Source organism: Ochrobactrum sp. A-1 (assembly GCF_022488005.1).
GTDB lineage: Bacteria > Pseudomonadota > Alphaproteobacteria > Rhizobiales > Rhizobiaceae > Brucella.
Window position 1 is genome coordinate 1,497,192 of the sequence record NZ_JAKVQC010000003.1, and the last position, 20,582, is coordinate 1,517,773.

Genomic DNA, 20,582 nt, shown 5'->3' on the forward strand with positions numbered 1-20,582 from the left:
TATAATATTATTCATTCATAAATATTATATAATTCTAAATTACATTTAACTTTATTCTTTTCTTAATTATTATATAAGGCAAAAATTCCAATGCTGCGATTGAGCCAGATGCTGAGAATATGAAATGCCAAGCCGATGCAGCCGCGCCGGCTGTTTTGTAGCCGATCCATAACTACAAACCAGTCAAACGCCTGCAGCGCATCTGTCAAAACTACGGGTATATGAGATTAAGTTAATTTGACTGCGGCATTTATCAAGCCGCAGCCTCTTCCGAAGTTGTGCCTGGGGTATAATTGAGGATCGGTGTAAGCCAGCGCTCGACCTCCTCAACCGCCATTCCCTTGCGATCTGCGTAATCCTCAACCTGATCGCGTTCGACCTTGGCCACACCGAAATAATAACTTTCGGGATGGCCTATATAGAGACCCGATACAGAAGAGCCGGGCCACATCGCATAGCTTTCAGTCAGTTCCACGCCCGTGTTTGCAGTCGCGTCCAGAAGGCGGAAAAGCGTCGATTTTTCAGTATGATCGGGCTGAGCCGGATAGCCCGGAGCAGGACGAATGCCTTTATATGGCTCACCGATCAATTCTTCTGGCGTATAGGTTTCGTCCGAAGCATACGCCCAGAATTCCTTACGCACACGCTCATGCATCAGTTCCGCAAAGGCTTCCGCAAAACGATCAGCCAGCGCTTTCACAAGAATAGCCGAGTAATCGTCATTGGCGCGCTCGAAACGTTCGGCTATCGCCACTTCACCAATACCTGCCGTGACGACAAAGCCGCCGACATAATCCTGCTTTCCGCTTTCGACGGGAGCCACGAAGTCGGACATCGCGACATTCGGACGACCATCGCGCTTGCTCAATTGCTGGCGCAGCGTGAAGAAGGTAGCAAGTTCCTGCCTGCGGCTTTCATCGGTGAAAAGACGAATATCGTCTCCCACCGCATTGGCAGGCCAGAAGCCGACGACAGCTTTCGGCGTGAACCAATTTTCGTCGATGACTTTCTTCAGCATCGCCTGCGCGTCGTCCCAGAGCTGCCGGGCGGCTTCGCCCTGCTTCTCGTCTTCAAGAATTGCCGGATAGCGGCCTTTCAACTCCCACGTCTGGAAGAACGGCGTCCAGTCGATATAGCGGGCGATTTCGGCCAGATCGTAATCGTCGAAAGTCTTCGTGCCGGTGAATGTCGGCTTTGTCGGAACAAAGCTATCCCAGTCAAGCTTATGCGCATTGGCACGCGCACGAGCGATCGGCAGGCGCTGTTTTTCTGCTTCATTGCGCGCATGAGCCGCCGCTACCTTGGCATATTCTCCGCGCAGACCGTCAACATAGGCCTGCTTGCCTTCCGGCGACAGCAGGCTCGAAACCACACCAACTGCACGGCTGGCGTCGATGACATAGACCGCCTGTCCGCGCTCATAACGCGGATGAATCTTCACCGCCGTATGGACACGGCTGGTCGTCGCGCCGCCGATCAGAAGCGGAATGTCAAAACCCTCGCGCTCCATTTCTGCTGCCACATGCGCCATTTCGTCGAGCGAAGGCGTAATAAGGCCGGAAAGGCCGATGATATCTACCTTCTCGTCGCGCGCCACCTGCAGGATTTTCTGCGATGGCACCATCACGCCCAGATCGATGATTTCGTAATTGTTGCAGGCCAGCACGACGCCGACGATATTCTTGCCGATATCGTGCACATCGCCTTTCACGGTCGCCATCAGCACCTTGCCGGCGCTCTGACGTTCACCGCCGCCAATGCCTTTTTCAGCATTGAGGCGCTTTTCTTCTTCCATATATGGCAGGAGAACGGCCACGGCCTGCTTCATCACGCGGGCCGACTTGACCACCTGCGGCAGGAACATCTTGCCTGCGCCGAACAGATCACCAACCACGTTCATACCGGCCATCAGCGGCCCTTCGATGACGTGCAGCGGGCGTTCGGCAGACTGCCGCGCCTCTTCCGTATCGGCTTCAATATATTCGGTAATGCCGTTGACCAGCGCATGTTCAAGGCGCTTTGCCACCGGCCATTCGCGCCAGCTCAGATCCTGCACCTTGGCTTCCTTGGAGCCTGAATCGCGAAAACGCTCGGCGATTTCCAGCAAGCGTTCAGTCGCATCGGAGCGGCGGTTCAACACCACATCCTCGCAAGCCTCACGCAGTTCCGGATCAATGGCATCGTAAACCGCAAGCTGACCGGCATTGACGATGCCCATATCCATACCTGCCTGAATGGCGTGGTACAGGAACACGGCATGCATCGCCTCGCGCACCGGCTCATTACCGCGGAACGAGAAGGAAAGGTTCGACACGCCACCCGAGACATGCACATGCGGCAAGGTCGCCATGATCTTGCGTGTCGCTTCAATGAAATCAACGCCGTAATTATTGTGTTCTTCGATACCGGTCGCCACCGCAAAGATGTTTGGATCGAAGATGATGTCTTCCGGTGCGAAGCCGACCTGTTCCGTCAGAATCTTGTAGGCCCGGGTACAGATTTCGATCTTGCGCGCCTCGGTATCGGCCTGTCCGGTTTCATCGAAAGCCATCACGACAACTGCCGCGCCATAGGCGCGAACGAGCTTCGCATGATGAATAAAGGCTTCCTCGCCTTCCTTCATCGAGATGGAATTGACCACTGCCTTGCCCTGGACGCATTTCAGGCCAGCCTCGATGACTTCCCATTTGGAGCTGTCAATCATAATCGGCACGCGGGCAATATCCGGTTCGGCAGCAATCAGATTGAAGAATTCGACCATAGCCTTTTCGGAATCGATCAGGCCTTCATCCATGTTGATGTCGATGATCTGGGCGCCGTTGACCACCTGATCGCGCGCGACGTCGAGCGCAGCAGAAAAATCGCCAGCCTTGATCAGCTTGCGGAAGCGTGCAGAGCCGGTCACGTTGGTGCGTTCGCCAACATTGACGAAGGGAATGTCTTCGGTCAGCGTGAAAGGCTCAAGTCCCGAAAGACGCATCAGCGGTGCAACCTTGGCAGGCTTGCGTGGCGGATGTTTCGCGACAGCCTCGGCAATGGCACGGATATGTTCCGGCGTCGAACCGCAGCAGCCGCCCACCACATTGACCAGACCATCACGGGCGAAGCCTTCGATCTGGGCAGCCATTGCTTCCGGCGTTTCATCATATTGGCCGAACTCGTTCGGCAGACCGGCATTCGGATAGGCGCAGATGAAGGTATCGGCAATGGTCGACAATTCGTCGAGATGCGCACGCATGGCGTTGGCGCCCAACGCACAGTTGAGACCGATAGTGAATGGCTTGGCGTGACGCAGCGAATGCCAGAACGCCGTCGGAGTCTGGCCAGACAGGGTGCGGCCGGAAAGATCGGTGATCGTGCCGGAAATCATCACCGGCAGGAAGATGCCCTTTTCCTCGAACACTTGTTCCGAGGCGAAAACGGCCGCCTTCGCATTCAGCGTGTCGAAGATGGTTTCGATCAGGATGATGTCGGAACCGCCATCGATCAGCCCCCGGATTTGCTCGGCATAGGCAATGCGCAGATCATCGAAGGTGACAGCACGAAATCCGGGATTATTGACATCCGGCGACAGTGAAGCGGTGCGGTTTGTCGGTCCGAGGGCGCCCGCTACGAAACGGCGGCGGCCGTCCTTCTGCTCGGCACGCAAGGCAGCGCGGCGGGCAAGACGCGCGCCGTCACGGTTCAATTCGTAGACCTGCTCTTCCATGCCGTAATCGGCCTGGGCAATTGTCGTGGACGAAAACGTATTGGTTTCCAGAATATCCGCGCCCGCGATGGCGTAAGCGTAGTGGATTTCCTCGATAGCCTTGGGCTGCGTCAGGGTCAGAAGGTCATTATTGCCCTGAAGCTGACAATCGCAGGCGCCAAAGCGCTCACCCCGGAAATGTTCTTCATGAAAACCAAGCCCCTGAATCTGGGTTCCCATCGCACCGTCGAGGATCAGGATGCGCTCCCGCGCTGCCTTGGTGAGAGCTGCAAGCACTTCTGAGCCATCCGGCTGCGCTGCCGTTGCACCAAAAAGATCTTCGAGGGAAGAGGCCATAAAACACCGCCTGTATTCAATCTGTTATCAGGCAACAGGATTTGCTCGGACACACAAACCCGAATTGCCCTTCATACGCATATCACGGAAGTCGCTTAATGACATAAACATATCTTTATGTCAATTCGGAGCAAATATTTCCCAATTTGTTATTCGGGCATCACCGATCTATTGCCGAGGCCAAGAAATCGTGACTGCGCAGGGCCACCGCTCTGCCACAATGTCCGGCCTAGAATAACCGCAGGGACGATATGTGTTGATCATTTTTACGCGCATCTTATCCGAAAGCCGTTCCACACTTCGGTATGCGCTGTGAGGAGAGGCCGATGAAAAGGTTTGCTTATTCCCTGTTTGCCGCATGTTTGTCACTCGGTATGGGACTATCCGCTGCTGCCGGGACGGCGAATGCAGCACCACAGCCATCCTTGATGGTGACACCGTCCGCCCAGGCTCTAGCGCCGAATGTACAGAACGTTCAGTATTACGACTATCGTGGTGACCGCCGCTATTGGCGGGAGCAACGCCGCTACTGGCGGCATGATCGTCCGCGCTACCGTCCTTACTATCGCTACGATCGCCGTTATTGGGGACCACCACCTGTTTATCGCTACCGTCCAGCCCCCGTCTATCGTGGCGGCAACCCGCATGTGCGGTGGTGCTATAACCGCTATCGCTCCTATCGAGCCTACGATAACACGTTCCAGCCTAATTATGGGCCACGGCGCCAGTGCTACTCGCCATATCTCTGAAACGAAAAAGCCCCGGAAAACCGGGGCTTTTTCTAAATAAAGTGGTTCAAAAATCAGGTTACATAAGCACCGATTGAAGCCGCGACCAGACCGATCGCAACAGCAATCATCACGCCATAAACGCGTGGCTTGTCAAACAGGACGGCAAAAGCCGCGAACCAGCTGACAACCGCAGCGCCCAGCGCGAATAAAAAGCCCGGCTTATCGCCGTGGTACAGGTTAGCCGCCATGAGGCCGCCGATAATCAGCGCACCAAAAACGATCATCAACCCTGTGGCATATCGCTCGTAATCGTCCATTTAAATTCCTCGGTTCCGCTCCCGCCGCGACGGGTGCTGGCAACTCTCGTCAATGCGTTTGGCCATTTAAGGGCATTGGCCGGTTGTCATCACACAATCATTATTCGTGTCGTTCTTCAACCATTTCACTGCGCCATTTTCCGCAATTGTTACGACTTTTCACGTCAACGTTCCTATAGTTGCTGGATAACCGGCGTTTGTCCCGTTCAAAACCATGCTAGTACTACTTCCATGGAATCGTCGGGCATTGCCATTTTCGAAACAGAGATCGGACCGTGCGGCATTGCCTGGCGCGGCCCAAAGATCGTCGGCGTCGAGATTGGAGATACCGACGAGAAGGAAACCCGTTATCGGCTTGGCGAGCGGTTCCCCGGTGCCGAAGATACCGACGTCCCTTCCTTTGTCAGTAATGCAATCCGGGGCGTGCGCGCGCTTCTGGCAGGCGCCGATGTTGATTTTTCAGATACACCGCTGGCGCTTGATACCCAACCCGATCTTAACAGGCAGGTCTATGAAATCATTCTTGAGCTGAAACCGGGCGAGACAACGACCTATGGTGCAATTGCCCGAAGGATCGGCGATGTGAGTCTCTCCCAGGCTGTCGGCTATGCGCTTGGCAAGAACCCGTTTCCGATCATTGTACCCTGTCATCGGGTGCTCGGAGCCAATGGCAAGGTCGGCGGCTTTTCGGCAGCGGGTGGTACGGCGACGAAACTGAGGCTTCTCAATATCGAACGTGCGAGAACGTCCAGCGAGCCTGATCTTTTCGGCGGACTGCCGCTACAGGAAAGACCGCAGACAGACTGGTAGTTATTTTACGCATTTCCGCACGCAAGACCGCTTCGCACTTTTGCAGGAAAATGCTTTAGCGCTTGCCTGTCACAACATCGGCTGAAAAGCGCAATTCACGCATCGGACGCACCAGTTGCGTCGTCGCGTCATAGGTCGGATGCTTCTTGAAAGCGAAAAGCGCTTCTTCATCCTTGAACTCGGCATAAACAACGAGATCGATGCGGTCGCACATCGGATCGACCCTGGAGTTCGGCAGAACTTCAAAAAGGTCAGCATGGGGAATGGTGGCAAGTTGTTCCAACCCCTTTTTGACCGTCTCTATGTCCTGACCTTCTTTGACGCTGAAGAAAACAATATGCCGGATCACGCCGCGACTCCCTGAATTTGGTGAGGCGTGTCTAGCGCATCAAGGCGCGCAGAAAAATGGCAAATTTGAGCGATGTGCCTAACTTGCCTTGACACGACGCCAGGCAAACCCGGCCTCCTCCGGTACTGATCCACGTCCCGGCTGGTAATAGCCGGGCGTATCAACCAGACGATTTTCGCCAAGACGGCTCTGGGCAACCTTGTTCGTCACCTGCAGGCTGTCGAAGCCGGTCCGCAGCATCAGGGCGGCCTGATCGATCAGCACATCACCAACGGCACGCAATTCGCCCGCAAACCCCTCGCGGCGCAAAATCTCGGCCTTGGAATAGGAGCGACCGTCATTGAAAGCCGGGAACTGCAAGGCGATCAGAGGCAGGCTGCCCAGATCATCCAGCAGCGGTTCAATGGCTTCGCCCGGCGCAACCGACACGCCGATCCGGTGATTGGAGGCGCGGCGACGCTCCTCATCCAGTCCAAGCCAGACGGCCAGCGGAATGATGATCGCCGGGGTATCACCAGCCGCTTCAAGATCGTCGGCAAAGACATAATCGTCTTCGCGAAAGCCATCGGCAGACCAGAGTTTGGTTTCGTTGATATCGCTCATTTCCGGTCACCTGCTCCCAGTTTCTTCAAGCTGTCGGACAGACCCGACAGATGGATGCCGCATTCTGTCTTTTCCGACCCCGCCCAGCGTCCGGCACGTTGGTCTTCGCCATCGCCCACAGGCCGCGTGCAAGGCATGCAGCCGATGGAACGGTAGCCCTGCGCGGTCAAGGGATGCGGCGGCAGATCATGCTTGTCGGCATAGGCCTTGAGATCGCCTGCCTGCAAACGCGCCAGCGGATTGATACGAATACGCGGGCCGACCGATTCAAACGTAGCCAGGCTTTCGCGCGTCGAAGCCTGAAACTGCTTGCGACCCGTCATCCAGGCCCGATAAGGGGCCACGGCGCGCGCCATAGGCTCGACCTTGCGGATAAAGCAGCAACGATCCTTGTCGGTCATCGACAGCGCGCCGAACGGATCGTCCGCCTTGAGATTATCCTCAAGCGGCAGGATATCCCGCACATCGGTCAGCCCCAGCCGGTCCACCAGATCATGACGATAATCGAGCGTTGCCCGAAAGTGCTTTCCCGTATCGAGAAACAGAACCGGTGTCGCCGGATCAATTTCCGAGATCATGTGCAGAAGCACCGCCGATTCCGCCCCGAAGGAAGAGACGACCGCGATCTGCCCCTCATAGAGTTCGCGCGTGACGAGCGCGATCACCTCCTGCGGGGTAGACGCGCCGTGGCTTGCCTCCAGAAGGCGGGCTTCGGCGGCAGCAGTTTCTTCCGCATCAAGCTGCACGGCTTATTTCTCCATAAAGCGCGTGTTTGAACGGTTCCATGCCGACGCGGCGATAGGCGGCAAGGAAAGTTTCTTCCGGGCTTTCCCGCAGGGACAGATAGGTGTCCACCACCGTTTCGATGGCATCAACCACCTCTTCCGACGAGAAGCCACGACCAGTGATGTCACCGATGGTCGAATGCTCGTCCGCCGAACCGCCAAGCGTGATCTGATAGAGTTCCTCGCCCTTTTTCTCAACGCCCAGAATACCGATATGGCCGACATGGTGATGGCCGCAGGCATTGATGCAGCCGGAAATCTTGATCTTGAGATCGCCGATTTCAAGCTGGCGCTGCTGGTCGCCGAAGCGCTCGGAAATGCGTTGCGCCACCGGAATGGAGCGTGCATTGGCAAGGGCGCAATAATCGAGACCGGGGCAGGCGATGATGTCGGTGATGAGACCGGCATTCGGCGTCACCAGCCCATCCGACTGCAGCAGATCATAGACGGCTGCGAGATCGGCCTTGGCCACATGCGGCAGAACCAAATTCTGCTCGTGGCTGACGCGGATTTCATCGAAAGAATAGGTTTCGGCAATATCCGCCACCAATTCCATCTGCTCTGCGCTCGCATCGCCGGGAATACCGCCGATGGGCTTCAGCGAAATGGTGACGACCGCATAATCCGGGTTCTTGTGCGGCGTGACATTGCGCGCCACCCAGCTTGCAAATTCCGCATCGGCCTTCTGGGTAACAGCCAGCACTTCCCAGCCTTCCGGCCGTTGCGGCAGCTTCGGCATGCGGAAATAGCTTTCAATCGCGTCGATATCGCGCTGCGGCAGCTTCAGCTCGCCATTGCGGATTTCTTCCCATTCAGCATCGATCTCGCGGGTCAGTTCTTCAACGCCCGTTTCATGGACGAGGATCTTGATGCGGGCCTTGTACTTGTTGTCGCGACGGCCATGCAGATTATAGACGCGCACAATAGCCGTCACATAGGTCAGCATGTCCTCGATGGGCAGAAAGTCGCGGATTTTCTTCGCCACCATCGGCGTGCGGCCCTGACCGCCGCCAATATAGACGGCCAGCCCCAGATCGCCTGCCTCGTTCTTCTTCAGCTGCAAGCCGATGTCATGCACCTGGATCGCGGCGCGGTCATGCTCCGAGCCGACAATGGCAATCTTGAACTTGCGCGGCAGATAGGAAAACTCCGGGTGCAGCGACGACCACTGGCGCAGGATTTCGGCGAAGGGGCGCGGATCGGCCACTTCGTCGGCGGCAGCGCCAGCGAAGTGATCGGCGGTTACGTTGCGAATGCAATTGCCGGAGGTCTGGATGGCGTGCATCTCGACTTCCGCCAGCTCTTCCAGAATGCGCGGCACGTCCTTCAGCGCAGGCCAGTTATACTGGATGTTCTGGCGCGTGGTGAAATGGCCAAAGCCGCGATCATAGACGCGCGCAATGTGACCAAGCTTTCGCAACTGGCGGCTCGACAGCGTGCCATAGGGAATTGCCACGCGCAGCATATAGGCGTGCAATTGCAGGTAAAGGCCATTCATCAGGCGCAGCGGACGGAACTGTTCTTCCGTCAGCTCTCCGGTCAGGCGGCGTTCAACCTGATCCTTGAACTGGGCAACGCGGGCCGCAACAAAATCGCGGTCGAATTCATCATAACGATACATAGTCTAAATCCAGATCAGAGCATTTCCAGCAAAAGTGGGAACCGGTTTTGCGTCCGGAAATGCGTCAACAGATATTACGAGGCGCGCTTCAATTCAGGTTTTTCGAGGGGCAAATCGCCAAAGGTCACGATGGTCGGGCCGGAAAGGCGGATGCGTTCGCGCAGGCGGATCGGGTAAAGCCCCTCTGCTCGCTCCTCGACATCGATCACATTCACATCGACGACAAGATTGGCTTTCGCCGCAACTTTGCCCGCATCTTCGAGCGCCGTCACGGCTTCGGCATGGCGGGCGATCAGCGCGCCGTTGATGGTTTCCTGCCAGGAGCCGTCGGCACCGAGCCACACAGCCTGCCCGTCGATCAGCCGGTTTGCAGTGAGAACTTTTACGACCATTTCCAAACTCCAAACTTTTGTTAACAGCGCATCCTGCGGGTTTAGGCTGCGACGGAAACCGGCCTGAGGGCCAGCGCTTCAGCTTTATCGATTGCGGCACCGGCGACCGCATCGCCGATGATCACCATGACTGGGCCGGAAAGTTCCTTGCGGTTTTCTAGATCCGGCAAATTCTTCAGCGTGCCATGGAACAGGCGTTTGTCCTGTCGGCTCGCATTTTCCACCACCGCCACGGCGGTATCTTCGTGCAGGCCTGCACCAATCAGGCGCGCGGCAACCGATGCCGCGACCGTCGAGCCCATATAGACGGCAATCGTTGCTCCGGAGACGGCGAGCTTCGCCCAGCCCGGCAGCACGTCGCCCGTCATGTCATGACCGGTGGTGAACACCAGCGACGAGGCGACACCGCGCAGAGTCAGCGGCAATTCCATATCCGCAGCGGCAGCAAAGGCCGAGGTGATGCCGGGCACGATTTCGAACCCGATACCGGCGGCACGCAGCGCCGCCATTTCTTCGCCTGCGCGCCCGAACACCAACGGATCACCGGATTTCAGCCGCACAACGCGCTTACCTTCCCGCCCGAGCCTTACCAGCAAGCGATTGATCTCTTCCTGGCTTTTGGAATGGCAGCCCTTGCGCTTGCCTACAGCGAGACGCTCGGCGTCACGACGGCCCATGGCAATGACGCCTTCCGGCACCAGCGCATCGTGCACGATCACATCGGCTTCCATCAAAGCGCGATGGGCGCGCAGGGTCAGCAGATCTTCGGCACCCGGACCGGCGCCGACCAGCCAGACATAACCGGCGGCATTGTCACGCTGTTCGATCAGGTCGCTCGCAGCCTTGTAGGCTTCCACGCGATCGCCATTTTCAATGGCGCTGGCAACACGGCCCGAAAAGAAACCGCGCCAGAAGCTGCGGCGCGCCAGCCCCTTGGGCAATGCGCGCTCGACCAGCGGACGCCAGCTTTCGGCGAAATGCGCAAGCTCGCCAAGGCGCGGCGAAAAGGCGGCATCGATACGCGCACGAACCATCTGCGCCAGAACCGGAGCGCTCCCTTCCGAGCCGATGGCAATCGTCAGTGGCGCGCGGTTGACGATGGCAGGCGTCAGGAAATCGCAAAGTGCTGGACGGTCAACGACATTGACGGGAACCCTCTCGGCCTTGACCACTGCAGCAACAGCGCGGTCCTGCGCCTCATCACCGGTCGCCACGAAAACCAGCTTTGCGCCCGCGACATGTTCCGGCGCAAAAGGTGCCGCAATATGCTCCACACCATGGCTCGCGATGAAATCGGCCAGATGGCGTTCTGTTTCTTCGGCAATAATGCGAAGGCGTGCGGACGTCTGCGCCACAAGGCGCGCCTTGTTCAACGCTTCCTCGCCGCCGCCAACGACGACAACCACCTCTTCCGAAACCCGGAAGAAGGCAGGAAAATCAGCCAGTAAACGCTTTTGCGGTAGAGACACGGCGCGATCCTTGGGAGCATTTCCAGCGAAAGTGGATACCGGTTTCGCGTGCGGAAATGCATCTGGTAAAAAGATGGCGCCATTATCCATGGAGAGCGGGAGATTTATAAGAAACGGGCTTGCGCGTGAAAATCACGGCGAGCATCACTTTTTCTCAAAACAGCCGATTGCGGGATTTTCATTCCCCGGAATGATCCCAATATACCCCACAATTTTTATAGGATTTACATAAGCTTATAGGTAATTTCCGGCCGTGAAGAATGCCGGAACATGTTTGGGCCACCGTCGTGGCAGCACGGCAATCAGGTCGAAACGCAACGACAGACGGACTTGGTCAGGCTGGCGTTGCAGCCAGAGATCGGCGGCGGCTTCGATGCGCTGCATGGCCTGTGGCGTGACAGCGAGTTGCGCCGCTTCCAGACTGCTCCGTGCCTTGACCTCAACGATGAGCACCAGATTGCCTCGGCGCGCGATCAGATCGATTTCGCCAAGTCTTGTCCGATAGCGCCGTGCGACAATCCGAAAGCCTTTCAGAAGAAGCATCAGAGCCGCAAAGCGTTCAGCGCTGTGTCCACGAAAGAAAGCGGTTCGCTTTTTCTCGCGCAGCTCCGTCAACGCTGATCCGATTTCAGTTGCATGAGGCGCTGATAGAGAACGGATTTCTGGCCACCGGTCATGCGCGCGGCTTCGCCTGCGGCCTTGGATGGCGGCAGTTCGTCGGCAAGTGACAGAAGCAGCTTGTCGATGTCCTCTTCACTTTGCGGAATGGTGTTGCCCGTCGGCGGACCGACCAGCAGAACGACCTCGCCGCGAATACGGTCCTCGCCGTCGAATTCCTTCGCCAGTTCGCCCAGTGGTGCAGTGCGAATGGTTTCATAAGCCTTGGTCAGTTCGCGGCAGAGCGCGCCCAGACGATCCGGGCCGAACACTTCCGCCATTTCGGCCAGCGTCGCTGCTGTCCGGTTTGGTGATTCATAGAAGACCAGTGTTGCGTCGATGCCCTTGAGGCTTTCAAGCTTCGTCTGCTTTTGCCCGTGCTTGGACGGCAGAAAGCCACAGAACATGAAGGCGTCGGTCGGCAGACCGGAAGCGGCGAGTGCGGCCAGAACGGCGGAAGCACCCGGAATGGGAACGACACGAATACCGGCCGCGCGCGCCTCGCCGACCAGACGAAAGCCCGGATCGGAAACGAGCGGCGTGCCCGCATCGGACACCAGCGCAACGCTTTTGCCCGCTGACAGCGCGGCAATCAGCTTTTCTCCGGCTTCGGCGGCATTGTGCTCGTGATAGCTGATCGGGCGGCGGGAAATGCCGTAGCGGTCGAGGAGAACACGGGTCACACGCGTATCCTCGCAGGCCAAAACATCGGCTGCGGCAAGCGTTTCGATGCCGCGCAGCGTCATATCGCCAAGATTGCCAATCGGCGTCGAGACGATATAAAGCGCGGGTTCCAGCGGACGGGCGCGCATGGCTGTGCCACCCACCACATAATCGCGCCGTGCGTCGCCCATATCCTCAGTCATTGCTTATCCCTCATGCGGCCAGATCGGCCACCAGCGCATCCAGCACCAGCGCACCGTCCGGCGTTGCGCGAATGATGCTGCCGCCCATCGGCTCGATCATGCCCTCGGCAATCAGTTTCGCCAGGCGCTTCTGATCAACGCTCTGGCCCGATAGCCGCTTGTATCGATCGAGATCGATGCCTTCGCGCAGACGAAGCCCCATCATCAGAAACTCGTCGCCCTCCTGCCCGCCATCGAGGTATTCTTCCTCTACGATACCGTGGCCGCGTCGTTCAACGTGATCGAGCCAGGTTTCCGGATGCTTTTCGGTAATCGTCACCGTGCGCACATCGTTTTCCACGAAACGCCCATGCGCGCCGGGGCCGATGCCGACATATTGCCCATAGCGCCAATAGACCAGATTGTGCTGTGACTCGCGCCCCGGCACTGCGTGATTGGAAATCTCATAGGCCGGAAGTCCATGCTCTGCCGTAACCCGCTGCGTTTCTTCATAGAGCGCTGCGGCGTGGTCCGGCTCCGGCGTGGTGAGCTTGCCCGCCTTCCAGAGATTGTAGAACTGCGTGCCTTCCTCGATGGTCAGCTGATAGAGCGAGAGGTGATCGGCAGCCAGTCCGATGGCCTCCTTCAGCTCTTCGCGCCATGCCTCGATGCTCTGGTTCGGACGCGCATAGATCAGATCGAAGGACAGGCGCGGGAAAATCTCACGCGCTAAGCGAATGGCCGCCTTTGCCTCATCGACCGAATGCATACGCCCCAGACGGCGCAGATCGGGATCGTTCAGCGCCTGAATGCCGAGCGACACGCGATTGACGCCTGCCGCGCGATAGCCGCGAAAACGGTCGGCTTCCACACTGGTCGGATTGGCCTCCAGCGTCACTTCGATGTCGGGCACGACAGACCAATGCGACGCAATATTATCCAGAAGCGCACCCACTGTTTCGGGCTGCATCAGCGACGGCGTGCCGCCGCCGAGAAAAATGCTGGTGACGGTGCGCGGGCCGGTGCGTTCACGCAGCGTTTCCATCTCGCGCCGGAACGCTTGCGAAAACCGCGCCTGATCCACCGGCTTGTGGCGGACATGACTGTTGAAATCGCAATAGGGGCATTTGGCCAGACAGAACGGCCAATGCACATAGACACCGAATGCATTTTCCCCGTTTACCCGCGCGATGGGAATCGCGCTGGCAACATTTTTCGCCTGCAAAGGGGGAAAGAGCCTGTTCATTTCGCGGAAGCCGGCTCCACGTTGAGCGCCTTTTCGGCGAAAAGCTTGAAGGCACGGGCACGGTGCGACAGAGCCGAAGCGTCACCGGGCTTCCAGCCATGCTTTTCGTCGGCAGCCATTTCGCCAAAGGTCTTTTCATGACCGTCCGGCAGGAAAACCGGATCGTAGCCGAAGCCGGTCGTGCCACGCGGCGGCCAGATCAGCACACCTTCGACCTCGCCACGGAAATATTCCGCTTCACCATCCGGCCATGCAAGACAGATGACGGATACGAAACGCGCCTTGCGCTTATCGGCCGTCAGCGCGCCCTTTTCCTGCAAAAGATCCTCGACCTTTTGCATCGCCATATTGAAATCGCGCGTACCGTCTTCGGTCTCGGCCCAGTCGGCGGTATAGACACCCGGCTCGCCGTCGAGCGCATCGACCATCAGGCCGGAATCGTCGGACAATGCGGGCAACCCAGTGGCTTCAGCCGCTGCAAGGGCCTTGATATAGGCGTTTTCTTCAAACGTGGTGCCGGTCTCGTCCGGCTCCGGCAGGCCAAGTGCTGCAACAGAGCTGACGTCGAAACCAAACGGGCCGATCAGCCCGTCGAATTCCTTCAGCTTGCCCGCATTGTGCGAGGCGACAATCAGCTTGCCCTTTTCCAGCGTTCTCATTTTCAATTCCATAGTTTGGGTTCGGCGATTTCCAGCGAATTGCCGGATGGATCGCGGAAGTAAATCGAGCGCGCACCGTTGGGCCAATCGAAATCGGCCTCAATGGCGACGCCATGTTGTTCCAGATGTTTCCGCCAACCGTCGATCTCGGCGCGACTTGCGGCAAAACATACATGACCCGGCCCCGTCGTGCCATGGGCTGGCACAGGCAGATGACCGGGCAATGGCGGTTTAAGCGTCTCTTCCGCCTTGAAGAGCAGCAATATACCCTCGCCGCAGCGGAAGAACGCGTTGCGTTCGCTGAGCTGGCCCACCGGTTCCAGCCCCATCGTGTTGCGATAGAATTCTACCGCCTCGGCGACATCGCGAACATAGAGTGCCGTTTCAAGAATACGTGCAGCGCGCATGGATTTTCCCCTCGGTTGCGACGCATCCGATGCGGTTCATCGAGATTCCGGTTATGGCGAGCCGAAAATGGTGGTCTTTGAGACCCGGAGCGGAGTGTACTTAAAGTACATGAGCACCGGAAGCGAAAAAGAACGCCATTTGCAGGCCGCCAGAGTCGGAATAACGCGTACCGTCAGGCTACGGCCATCTTCTGCAAGGACACGAGGCGATCGACACCGCTGCGTGCGAGCTTCATCAGGTTCAGGAACTCTTCTTCCGAGAAAGGCGTACCTTCGGCAGTTCCCTGAATTTCAACGATGCCGCCCGTGCCGGTCATGACGAAATTGCTGTCGGTCTGGGCAACGGAATCTTCCGCATAATCCAGATCGAGAACCGGCGCGCCTTCATAAATGCCGCAGGAAATGGCCGCGACATGATCCTTCAGCACCTTCTCGACCCGCACCATCTGGCGTGCTTCCATCCAGCGCAGGCATTCATGCAAGGCCACCCAGCCGCCGGTGATCGCCGCCGTGCGCGTGCCACCATCGGCCTGAATGACATCACAGTCCACCGTGATCTGCACTTCGCCCAGAGCCTGCATGTCCACGACGGCGCGCAAGGAGCGTCCGATCAGACGCTGGATTTCCTGCGTGCGACCGCCCTGCTTGCCGGCAGCGGCTTCGCGACGCATGCGATCGCCGGTCGAACGCGGCAACATGCCGTATTCCGCCGTGACCCAGCCCTTCCCGGTGTTACGCATCCAGCCAGGCACCTTTTCTTCAAGGCTTGCCGTGCACAGAACATGCGTGTCGCCAAATTTAACCAGGCAGGAGCCTTCCGCATGTTTGGAGATGCCGCGCTCGAAAGAGACGGCGCGCATTTCGTCGGCAGCACGCTTGGATGGACGCATATATCAAATTCCTTGGTCGAGTTTTTTGGGATTCAAAGTTTTCCGTGCGGCTTTTTAGGCCCCCCAGGCGCAAATAGAAAGGAAATTTGCGCTTTGCCAGCCCAAAGATATGTCGAGAAGTGTTGAGAGGTCTGCCAGGACAGAGCTAAAGACTTTGACGCTTCGACTTACGGTCTTATATTTATCGCATGCCATTCATAGGGTTCGCTACCATAACATGATGAAACCGCCGGAACACCAGCTCTTGAGTTCGCTCGACCAGCGCTCGCGCGATATTTTCCGGTTGATTGTGGAAACCTATCTAAACGATGGCGACCCTCTCGGCTCACGCAATCTGTCCCGGTTGTTGCCCCACACACTTTCTCCTGCGACCATCCGCAACGTCATGAGCGATCTGGAGCATCTGGGCCTCATCTATGCGCCGCACATCTCAGCTGGACGTCTGCCGACGCAGATAGGTCTGCGTTTCTTTGTCGATGCGTTTCTGGAAGTGGGCGACCTGCCGCCGGAAGAGCGCTCTTCCATTGAGGCGCAGGTTCGCTCCGCCGGAATGAACAATTCGGTCGAAAGCGTTCTTACCGAAGCAAGTCAGGTCCTTTCGGGCCTTTCGCGCGGCGCCGGCCTCGTACTTGCCACCAAGGCGGAAGGTGCGCTGAAACATATCGAATTCGTTCGTCTCGAACCGACGCGGGCGCTCGCCGTTCTGGTCATGCAGAATGGCGATGTCGAAAACCGTGTCGTCAGTCTGCCCGTCGGCATCAGCAATTCGCAGCTGGTCGAGGCATCGAACTTTCTAAACGCCCATATTCACGGCCACACGCTTTCTGAAGCCAAAGCCGAATTGAAAAAGCTGACGGAAGAAACGCGGGAGGAACTTGACCAGCTGTCGCAGGAACTGGTTTCCCAGGGGCTGGCAGTCTGGAGCGGTGCCGGAACGGATCAACCGGCGCGGCTGATTGTTCGCGGTCGCGCCAATCTTCTGGAAAATATTCATGCGCAGGAAGACATCGAGCGCCTGCGTCACCTGTTCGATGATCTCGAAACCAAGGACGGCATGGTCCAGCTTCTCGATCTTGCCGAGGCCGGATCAGGTGTCCGCATCTTCATTGGTTCGGAGAACAAGCTTTTCTCCCTTTCGGGCTCATCGCTGGTAGTCGCCCCCTATCGCGACAGCGAGCAAAGGGTTATTGGTGCTCTGGGAGTCATCGGGCCAACACGGCTCAACTACGCGCGGATCGTTCCTATGGTGGACTACACCGCCCAGATCGTTTCCCGGCTCCTGCGGTAACTGTGAGACTTGCCGGGACAAACCAAGTCCCTGAAAATAGACCTTGATTTTACTGGCATGAAACTCGATATCCGCCCCAGAAGATATTCAAGACGGAAGTAGCACTATGGCTGACGAAAAAAACAAATCCCAGAATCCCGATCTTGAGCAGCGCGACATCAACAATCCCCGGGATCGTGAGGCGCTGAACCGAGCTGCCGACGATTTTCTGAAGGCACGCAAGGCTGAAGCTCGTGCGGAAGCTGCCGAGGATGAAGCTGAGGCGTCCGTGGATGAAACCGCAAACCGGATCGCGATGCTCGAAGCCGACAATGGCGAGCTGAAGGACCAGCTGCTGCGCGCTGCAGCCGAGATGGAGAACCTGCGCAAGCGCACCCAGCGCGATGTGCAGGATGCACGCACCTATGCCGTGACCAACTTCGCCCGCGACATGCTGTCGGTTTCCGACAATCTGCGCCGCGCACTCGAGGCTATCCCTGCCGAAGCCCTGGCGACCGACGCGAGCCTGAAATCGCTCGCAGACGGCGTGGAAATGACCGAACGCGCCATGCTGCACGCTCTGGAACGTCACGGCGTCAAGAAGCTGGAGCCGGAAGGCCAGAAGTTCGACCCGAATTTCCATCAGGCCATGTTCGAAGTACCGAATCCGGATTTGCCGAACAACACCGTCGTGCAGGTCGTGCAGGATGGTTACGCCATCGGCGACCGCGTTCTGCGTCCGGCGATGGTCGGTGTGTCCAAGGGTGGCCCGAAGGTAACTGCCGACAATGGCGGCGCGGCTTCCGACGGCAACGCCTGATTTCAGCAATAACCGGTGAAAATTGGAGCGGCGGCTTTGTCTGCCGCTCTTTTCATTTCCGCAGTCCACTTTGCAATGAGGTACATATTGCTATTGGAGCGAACCGGTGAAAAGTTGTCACTGGATGTGTGGAGGAGACCGGCTGCGTGACTATACCTGAGTTTCTGAATTTCGCAGGCGTTTTCGTTTTCGCGGCGACTGGCGCCCTTGCCGCTTCGCGCCGCCAGCTCGATATTATCGGCTTTCTGTTCCTTGCCAATATTACCGGTATTGGTGGAGGAACACTGCGCGATCTCGTCCTCGGCGCGCCAGTTTTTTGGGTTGTCGAGCCCGCTTATCTGCTGGCGGGCACGCTGGCAGCGATCTTCGTCTATTTCACCGCGCACATGGTGGAGTCGCGCTATCGTGTGCTGCTCTGGCTCGATGCCATTGGCATGGCGGCTTATACGGTGTTGGGTGCGGCCAAAGGGTTGGCGCTTGGCTTCGGGCCGTCCGTCGCTATCGTGACCGGTATATCCACAGCTACCCTCGGCGGCATATTGCGCGATATGGTGGCGGGTGAGCCTTCCGTACTGATGCGCCGTGAAATCTATGTCACGGCTTCGCTCGCCGGTGCGTGTCTTTATGTTCTGCTTGCGTGGCTGCAGGTCGAACCAGCCATATGTGCAATCGCAGCAGCCTTGATCGCTTTTGTCATTCGCGGCGGCGCGCTTTATTTCGGCTGGACATTGCCCGTCTATAAAGGCCGTCCCGGACGCACGGAAGAAGAACTTCAGCGCGACCGGATCATCAGGCCGGAATAACTACTAGACCAAACCGGCCTGGCTTGCAGCAGCCTGCAGGCTGAGCTGCGGACGCGGTCCCATTTGCTGGATGATAAGACCTGCCGCCAGCGAACCTAAACGCGCGCAATCTTCAAGTGAACGCTCGTTTGTATAACCATAAAGGAAACCGGCTGCATAGAGATCGCCCGCTCCGGTCGTATCGACCAGCGCATCAATTTCAATAGCTGGGATGGTCAAAGTTTGGTCTGGTGTGATGACCACCGCACCTTTTTCCGAACGGGTGATGATCGAAAGCGTGCAATCCATACGCATGGCGGCAATCGCCGTTTCAAGCGACTGCGTCTTATATAGAGATTTCGCCTCATCTTCGTTGGCGAAAACAATATCGACGGTGCGCGAGCGCATGAGTTCCAGAAACTCTTCACGATACCGGTCGACACAGAACGGATCGGAAAGCGTCATTGCCATCTGGCGTTTCTTCTCGTGCGCGATCTTCGATGCCATGACGATGGCTTCCTTCGCACGTGGCGGGTCCCACAGATAGCCTTCGAAATAGGTCACCTTCGCATCGGACACCTTGGAGGTCTCGACATCTTCCGGTCCGAGTTCCACGCAGGCGCCAAGATATGTATTCATCGAGCGCTCGCCGTCCGGCGTTACGAAAATCATTGAACGGGCGGTTGGCGATCCTTTTTCCAGCGGGCGGGTATCGAAGGCAACGCCCTGCGCGCGGATATCATGCGCGAAAACACGGCCCAGATGATCGGTCGCCACCTTGCCGAAATAGGCCGAGCGTCCGCCCAGACTTGCTACGCCCGCTGCCGTATTTCCGGCACTGCCGCCGGACATTTCCGTCGCCGGACCTGCAATCCGGCTATAAAGCAGTTCCGCACGCTCCGCATCGATCAGGTTCATCGCACCTTTGACGATACCGTTCGTTTCCAGAAAAGCGTCATCGGTACGCGAAAGAATATCGACAATGGCATTGCCGATACAAAGAACATCGAATGTGGCCATGAGCGCGAGAAGCTCCCCTTTTGATTAGTCTCCTATCCGCCTGACCCAAAGCGCAACGCGCTTCAAGTGCTTTTACGCAAGTCGCGCTCGGAAAACCGCTATGCACTTTTCTGCGACGTGCTTCAGGCCGGATATGCGGTAGTCATGTGCGTGCCGGTTTAGCGTCTTATAGGCAAATAGCAGCTTTAACGCTTTCGCTTCAACCAACATGAACCGTTGGTAATGCGCTCGCCACGTACAGGCAAGTCACTTAGCGGTCAAATTGGGGATAACCGGTCAAGGGACAAACAACATGACTTATCCACAAGCCCGGATCGCATGCTCATGGAAGCAGACAATTCCTGTCAGGTAAAAGCCGATATATCGTAGCGACACGCAGCACTTCCCCAGAACTACGCGATACTGCGCGGCTAATTGGCCAATGTATTATAAATCGCGTTCTTGAGCGAGACTGTGCTTTGCCGCTTATTCTGATGAAAGCACGGTCTCACTCACCGAATGCTCGCAACCCGTTAGGGGGCTGTGCCGGATTTTCTCTCTGAGAGTATCGAACATCTGTGGGGAGAGTAACTCCGCAGTGGTCCATTTACCTGTTGAGAAACAGAACCCGGCTTATGCAAAACCCAAAATCTACCATCCCGCAGATACCGGCCGATGGTTATTTATTGGCACGGCGGCTGTTTTGATGGATCAGTAGCGGAACGACCGTTTGCCGAGTACGTTCTATTGCGTCAGCGGACGGGTTGTAGCACTTATTTTCAGGCTCCCCACGCCTCACAAGCGCGTTAGCAATTTCGCGCCGAACTCGGCGCTCGTTCGGGTGTCGAGCCCACATGTCACAGAGTTCATAGCTCCGACGCCCATCAA

20 protein-coding genes are annotated in these 20,582 nt (G+C 57.4%); 5 read left to right on the plus strand and 15 right to left on the minus strand.

Going from position 1 to position 20,582, the window contains the following annotated elements:
- Nucleotides 1-253: 253 nt before the first annotated feature.
- Entirely contained in the window at nt 254-4,045 is a 3,792-nt protein-coding gene (metH, locus tag MKS82_RS09060) for a methionine synthase (protein ID WP_109985910.1), read from the minus strand.
- Nucleotides 4,046-4,371: 326 nt separating this feature from the next.
- On the opposite strand from metH, the gene MKS82_RS09065 reads away from it, so the two are divergent.
- Nucleotides 4,372-4,794 (plus strand): BA14K family protein, encoded by a 423-nt coding sequence (locus MKS82_RS09065; RefSeq protein WP_240578642.1) that lies wholly within the window; start codon nt 4,372-4,374, stop codon nt 4,792-4,794.
- A gap of 53 nt (nt 4,795-4,847) precedes the next feature.
- On the opposite strand, the gene MKS82_RS09070 is transcribed toward MKS82_RS09065, so the two are convergent.
- Nucleotides 4,848-5,093, minus strand: a complete 246-nt coding sequence (locus MKS82_RS09070) for a hypothetical protein (RefSeq protein WP_010658028.1) — start codon at nt 5,091-5,093, stop codon at nt 4,848-4,850.
- Nucleotides 5,094-5,324: 231 nt separating this feature from the next.
- On the opposite strand from MKS82_RS09070, the gene MKS82_RS09075 reads away from it, so the two are divergent.
- Entirely contained in the window at nt 5,325-5,903 is a 579-nt protein-coding gene (locus tag MKS82_RS09075) for a methylated-DNA--[protein]-cysteine S-methyltransferase (protein WP_109985908.1), read from the plus strand.
- A gap of 55 nt (nt 5,904-5,958) precedes the next feature.
- On the opposite strand, the gene MKS82_RS09080 is transcribed toward MKS82_RS09075, so the two are convergent.
- The 12 genes from MKS82_RS09080 to rph all read right to left on the minus strand — a co-directional run bounded on the left by MKS82_RS09080 (nt 5,959) and on the right by rph (nt 15,826).
- Nucleotides 5,959-6,252 (minus strand): Dabb family protein, encoded by a 294-nt coding sequence (locus MKS82_RS09080; protein WP_109985907.1) that lies wholly within the window; start codon nt 6,250-6,252, stop codon nt 5,959-5,961.
- Between the two features lie 78 nt (nt 6,253-6,330).
- Complete coding sequence (locus tag MKS82_RS09085) at nt 6,331-6,855, minus strand: DUF934 domain-containing protein (RefSeq protein ID WP_109985906.1); 525 nt, start codon at nt 6,853-6,855, stop codon at nt 6,331-6,333.
- Nucleotides 6,852-7,601 carry a phosphoadenylyl-sulfate reductase gene (locus tag MKS82_RS09090; RefSeq protein WP_109985905.1) on the minus strand — a complete coding sequence of 250 codons (750 nt, stop codon included), beginning with the start codon at nt 7,599-7,601 and terminating at the stop codon, nt 6,852-6,854. Before MKS82_RS09090 ends, MKS82_RS09085 begins: the two co-directional genes overlap by 4 nt.
- A complete protein-coding gene (locus MKS82_RS09095; protein WP_109985904.1) occupies nt 7,591-9,261 on the minus strand; it encodes a nitrite/sulfite reductase in 1,671 nt (556 codons plus the stop codon). The genes MKS82_RS09090 and MKS82_RS09095 overlap by 11 nt, the downstream gene beginning before the upstream one ends.
- A gap of 74 nt (nt 9,262-9,335) precedes the next feature.
- On the minus strand, nt 9,336-9,653 hold the full coding sequence (locus tag MKS82_RS09100) for a DUF2849 domain-containing protein (RefSeq protein ID WP_109985903.1): 318 nt from the start codon (nt 9,651-9,653) through the stop codon (nt 9,336-9,338).
- Nucleotides 9,654-9,694: 41 nt separating this feature from the next.
- Nucleotides 9,695-11,122: a siroheme synthase CysG gene (gene cysG, locus MKS82_RS09105; protein WP_109986254.1), complete on the minus strand. Its 1,428-nt coding sequence runs from the start codon at nt 11,120-11,122 to the stop codon at nt 9,695-9,697.
- A 234-nt stretch (nt 11,123-11,356) separates the two neighbouring features.
- On the minus strand, nt 11,357-11,737 hold the full coding sequence (locus tag MKS82_RS09110) for a YraN family protein (protein WP_109985902.1): 381 nt from the start codon (nt 11,735-11,737) through the stop codon (nt 11,357-11,359).
- Nucleotides 11,734-12,645, minus strand: a complete 912-nt coding sequence (gene rsmI, locus MKS82_RS09115; protein WP_109985901.1) for a 16S rRNA (cytidine(1402)-2'-O)-methyltransferase — start codon at nt 12,643-12,645, stop codon at nt 11,734-11,736. The genes MKS82_RS09110 and rsmI overlap by 4 nt, the downstream gene beginning before the upstream one ends.
- Before the next feature lie 10 nt (nt 12,646-12,655).
- A complete protein-coding gene (gene hemW, locus MKS82_RS09120) occupies nt 12,656-13,870 on the minus strand; it encodes a radical SAM family heme chaperone HemW (RefSeq protein WP_109985900.1) in 1,215 nt (404 codons plus the stop codon).
- Nucleotides 13,867-14,529 (minus strand): RdgB/HAM1 family non-canonical purine NTP pyrophosphatase, encoded by a 663-nt coding sequence (gene rdgB / locus MKS82_RS09125; protein ID WP_109986253.1) that lies wholly within the window; start codon nt 14,527-14,529, stop codon nt 13,867-13,869. The genes hemW and rdgB overlap by 4 nt, the downstream gene beginning before the upstream one ends.
- A gap of 2 nt (nt 14,530-14,531) precedes the next feature.
- A complete protein-coding gene (locus tag MKS82_RS09130; RefSeq protein ID WP_109985899.1) occupies nt 14,532-14,936 on the minus strand; it encodes a VOC family protein in 405 nt (134 codons plus the stop codon).
- Nucleotides 14,937-15,109: 173 nt separating this feature from the next.
- Nucleotides 15,110-15,826, minus strand: a complete 717-nt coding sequence (rph, locus tag MKS82_RS09135; RefSeq protein ID WP_104757069.1) for a ribonuclease PH — start codon at nt 15,824-15,826, stop codon at nt 15,110-15,112.
- A 217-nt stretch (nt 15,827-16,043) separates the two neighbouring features.
- On the opposite strand from rph, the gene hrcA reads away from it, so the two are divergent.
- The 3 genes from hrcA (at nt 16,044) to MKS82_RS09150 (ending at nt 18,716) form a co-directional block, all read left to right on the plus strand.
- The gene (hrcA, locus tag MKS82_RS09140; RefSeq protein ID WP_109985898.1) at nt 16,044-17,114 is read left to right on the plus strand and encodes a heat-inducible transcriptional repressor HrcA; all 1,071 of its coding nucleotides are present in this window, start codon (nt 16,044-16,046) and stop codon (nt 17,112-17,114) included.
- Nucleotides 17,115-17,220: 106 nt separating this feature from the next.
- Nucleotides 17,221-17,913 carry a nucleotide exchange factor GrpE gene (grpE, locus tag MKS82_RS09145; protein ID WP_109985897.1) on the plus strand — a complete coding sequence of 231 codons (693 nt, stop codon included), beginning with the start codon at nt 17,221-17,223 and terminating at the stop codon, nt 17,911-17,913.
- Between the two features lie 146 nt (nt 17,914-18,059).
- A complete protein-coding gene (locus tag MKS82_RS09150) occupies nt 18,060-18,716 on the plus strand; it encodes a trimeric intracellular cation channel family protein (RefSeq protein WP_109986252.1) in 657 nt (218 codons plus the stop codon).
- A 3-nt stretch (nt 18,717-18,719) separates the two neighbouring features.
- On the opposite strand, the gene MKS82_RS09155 is transcribed toward MKS82_RS09150, so the two are convergent.
- Nucleotides 18,720-19,715 carry an adenosine kinase gene (locus MKS82_RS09155; protein WP_109985896.1) on the minus strand — a complete coding sequence of 332 codons (996 nt, stop codon included), beginning with the start codon at nt 19,713-19,715 and terminating at the stop codon, nt 18,720-18,722.
- Nucleotides 19,716-20,582 lie beyond the last annotated feature (867 nt).

Excerpts from the sequence above, each read along its gene's own strand:
- MKS82_RS09155 (WP_109985896.1), bottom strand. The coding sequence starts at position 19,715 with ATGGCCACATTCGATGTTCTTTGTATCGGCAATGCCATTGTCGATATT.
- MKS82_RS09085 (WP_109985906.1), bottom strand. The coding sequence starts at position 6,855 with ATGAGCGATATCAACGAAACCAAACTCTGGTCTGCCGATGGCTTTCGC.
- MKS82_RS09100 (WP_109985903.1), bottom strand. The coding sequence starts at position 9,653 with ATGGTCGTAAAAGTTCTCACTGCAAACCGGCTGATCGACGGGCAGGCT.
- MKS82_RS09070 (WP_010658028.1), bottom strand. The coding sequence starts at position 5,093 with ATGGACGATTACGAGCGATATGCCACAGGGTTGATGATCGTTTTTGGT.
- rph (WP_104757069.1), bottom strand. The coding sequence starts at position 15,826 with ATGCGTCCATCCAAGCGTGCTGCCGACGAAATGCGCGCCGTCTCTTTC.
- hrcA (WP_109985898.1), top strand. The coding sequence starts at position 16,044 with ATGATGAAACCGCCGGAACACCAGCTCTTGAGTTCGCTCGACCAGCGC.
- metH (WP_109985910.1), bottom strand. The coding sequence starts at position 4,045 with ATGGCCTCTTCCCTCGAAGATCTTTTTGGTGCAACGGCAGCGCAGCCG.
- rdgB (WP_109986253.1), bottom strand. The coding sequence starts at position 14,529 with ATGAGAACGCTGGAAAAGGGCAAGCTGATTGTCGCCTCGCACAATGCG.
- MKS82_RS09065 (WP_240578642.1), top strand. The coding sequence starts at position 4,372 with ATGAAAAGGTTTGCTTATTCCCTGTTTGCCGCATGTTTGTCACTCGGT.
- grpE (WP_109985897.1), top strand. The coding sequence starts at position 17,221 with ATGGCTGACGAAAAAAACAAATCCCAGAATCCCGATCTTGAGCAGCGC.
- hemW (WP_109985900.1), bottom strand. The coding sequence starts at position 13,870 with ATGAACAGGCTCTTTCCCCCTTTGCAGGCGAAAAATGTTGCCAGCGCG.
- rsmI (WP_109985901.1), bottom strand. The coding sequence starts at position 12,645 with ATGACTGAGGATATGGGCGACGCACGGCGCGATTATGTGGTGGGTGGC.
- MKS82_RS09130 (WP_109985899.1), bottom strand. The coding sequence starts at position 14,936 with ATGCGCGCTGCACGTATTCTTGAAACGGCACTCTATGTTCGCGATGTC.
- MKS82_RS09075 (WP_109985908.1), top strand. The coding sequence starts at position 5,325 with ATGGAATCGTCGGGCATTGCCATTTTCGAAACAGAGATCGGACCGTGC.
- MKS82_RS09095 (WP_109985904.1), bottom strand. The coding sequence starts at position 9,261 with ATGTATCGTTATGATGAATTCGACCGCGATTTTGTTGCGGCCCGCGTT.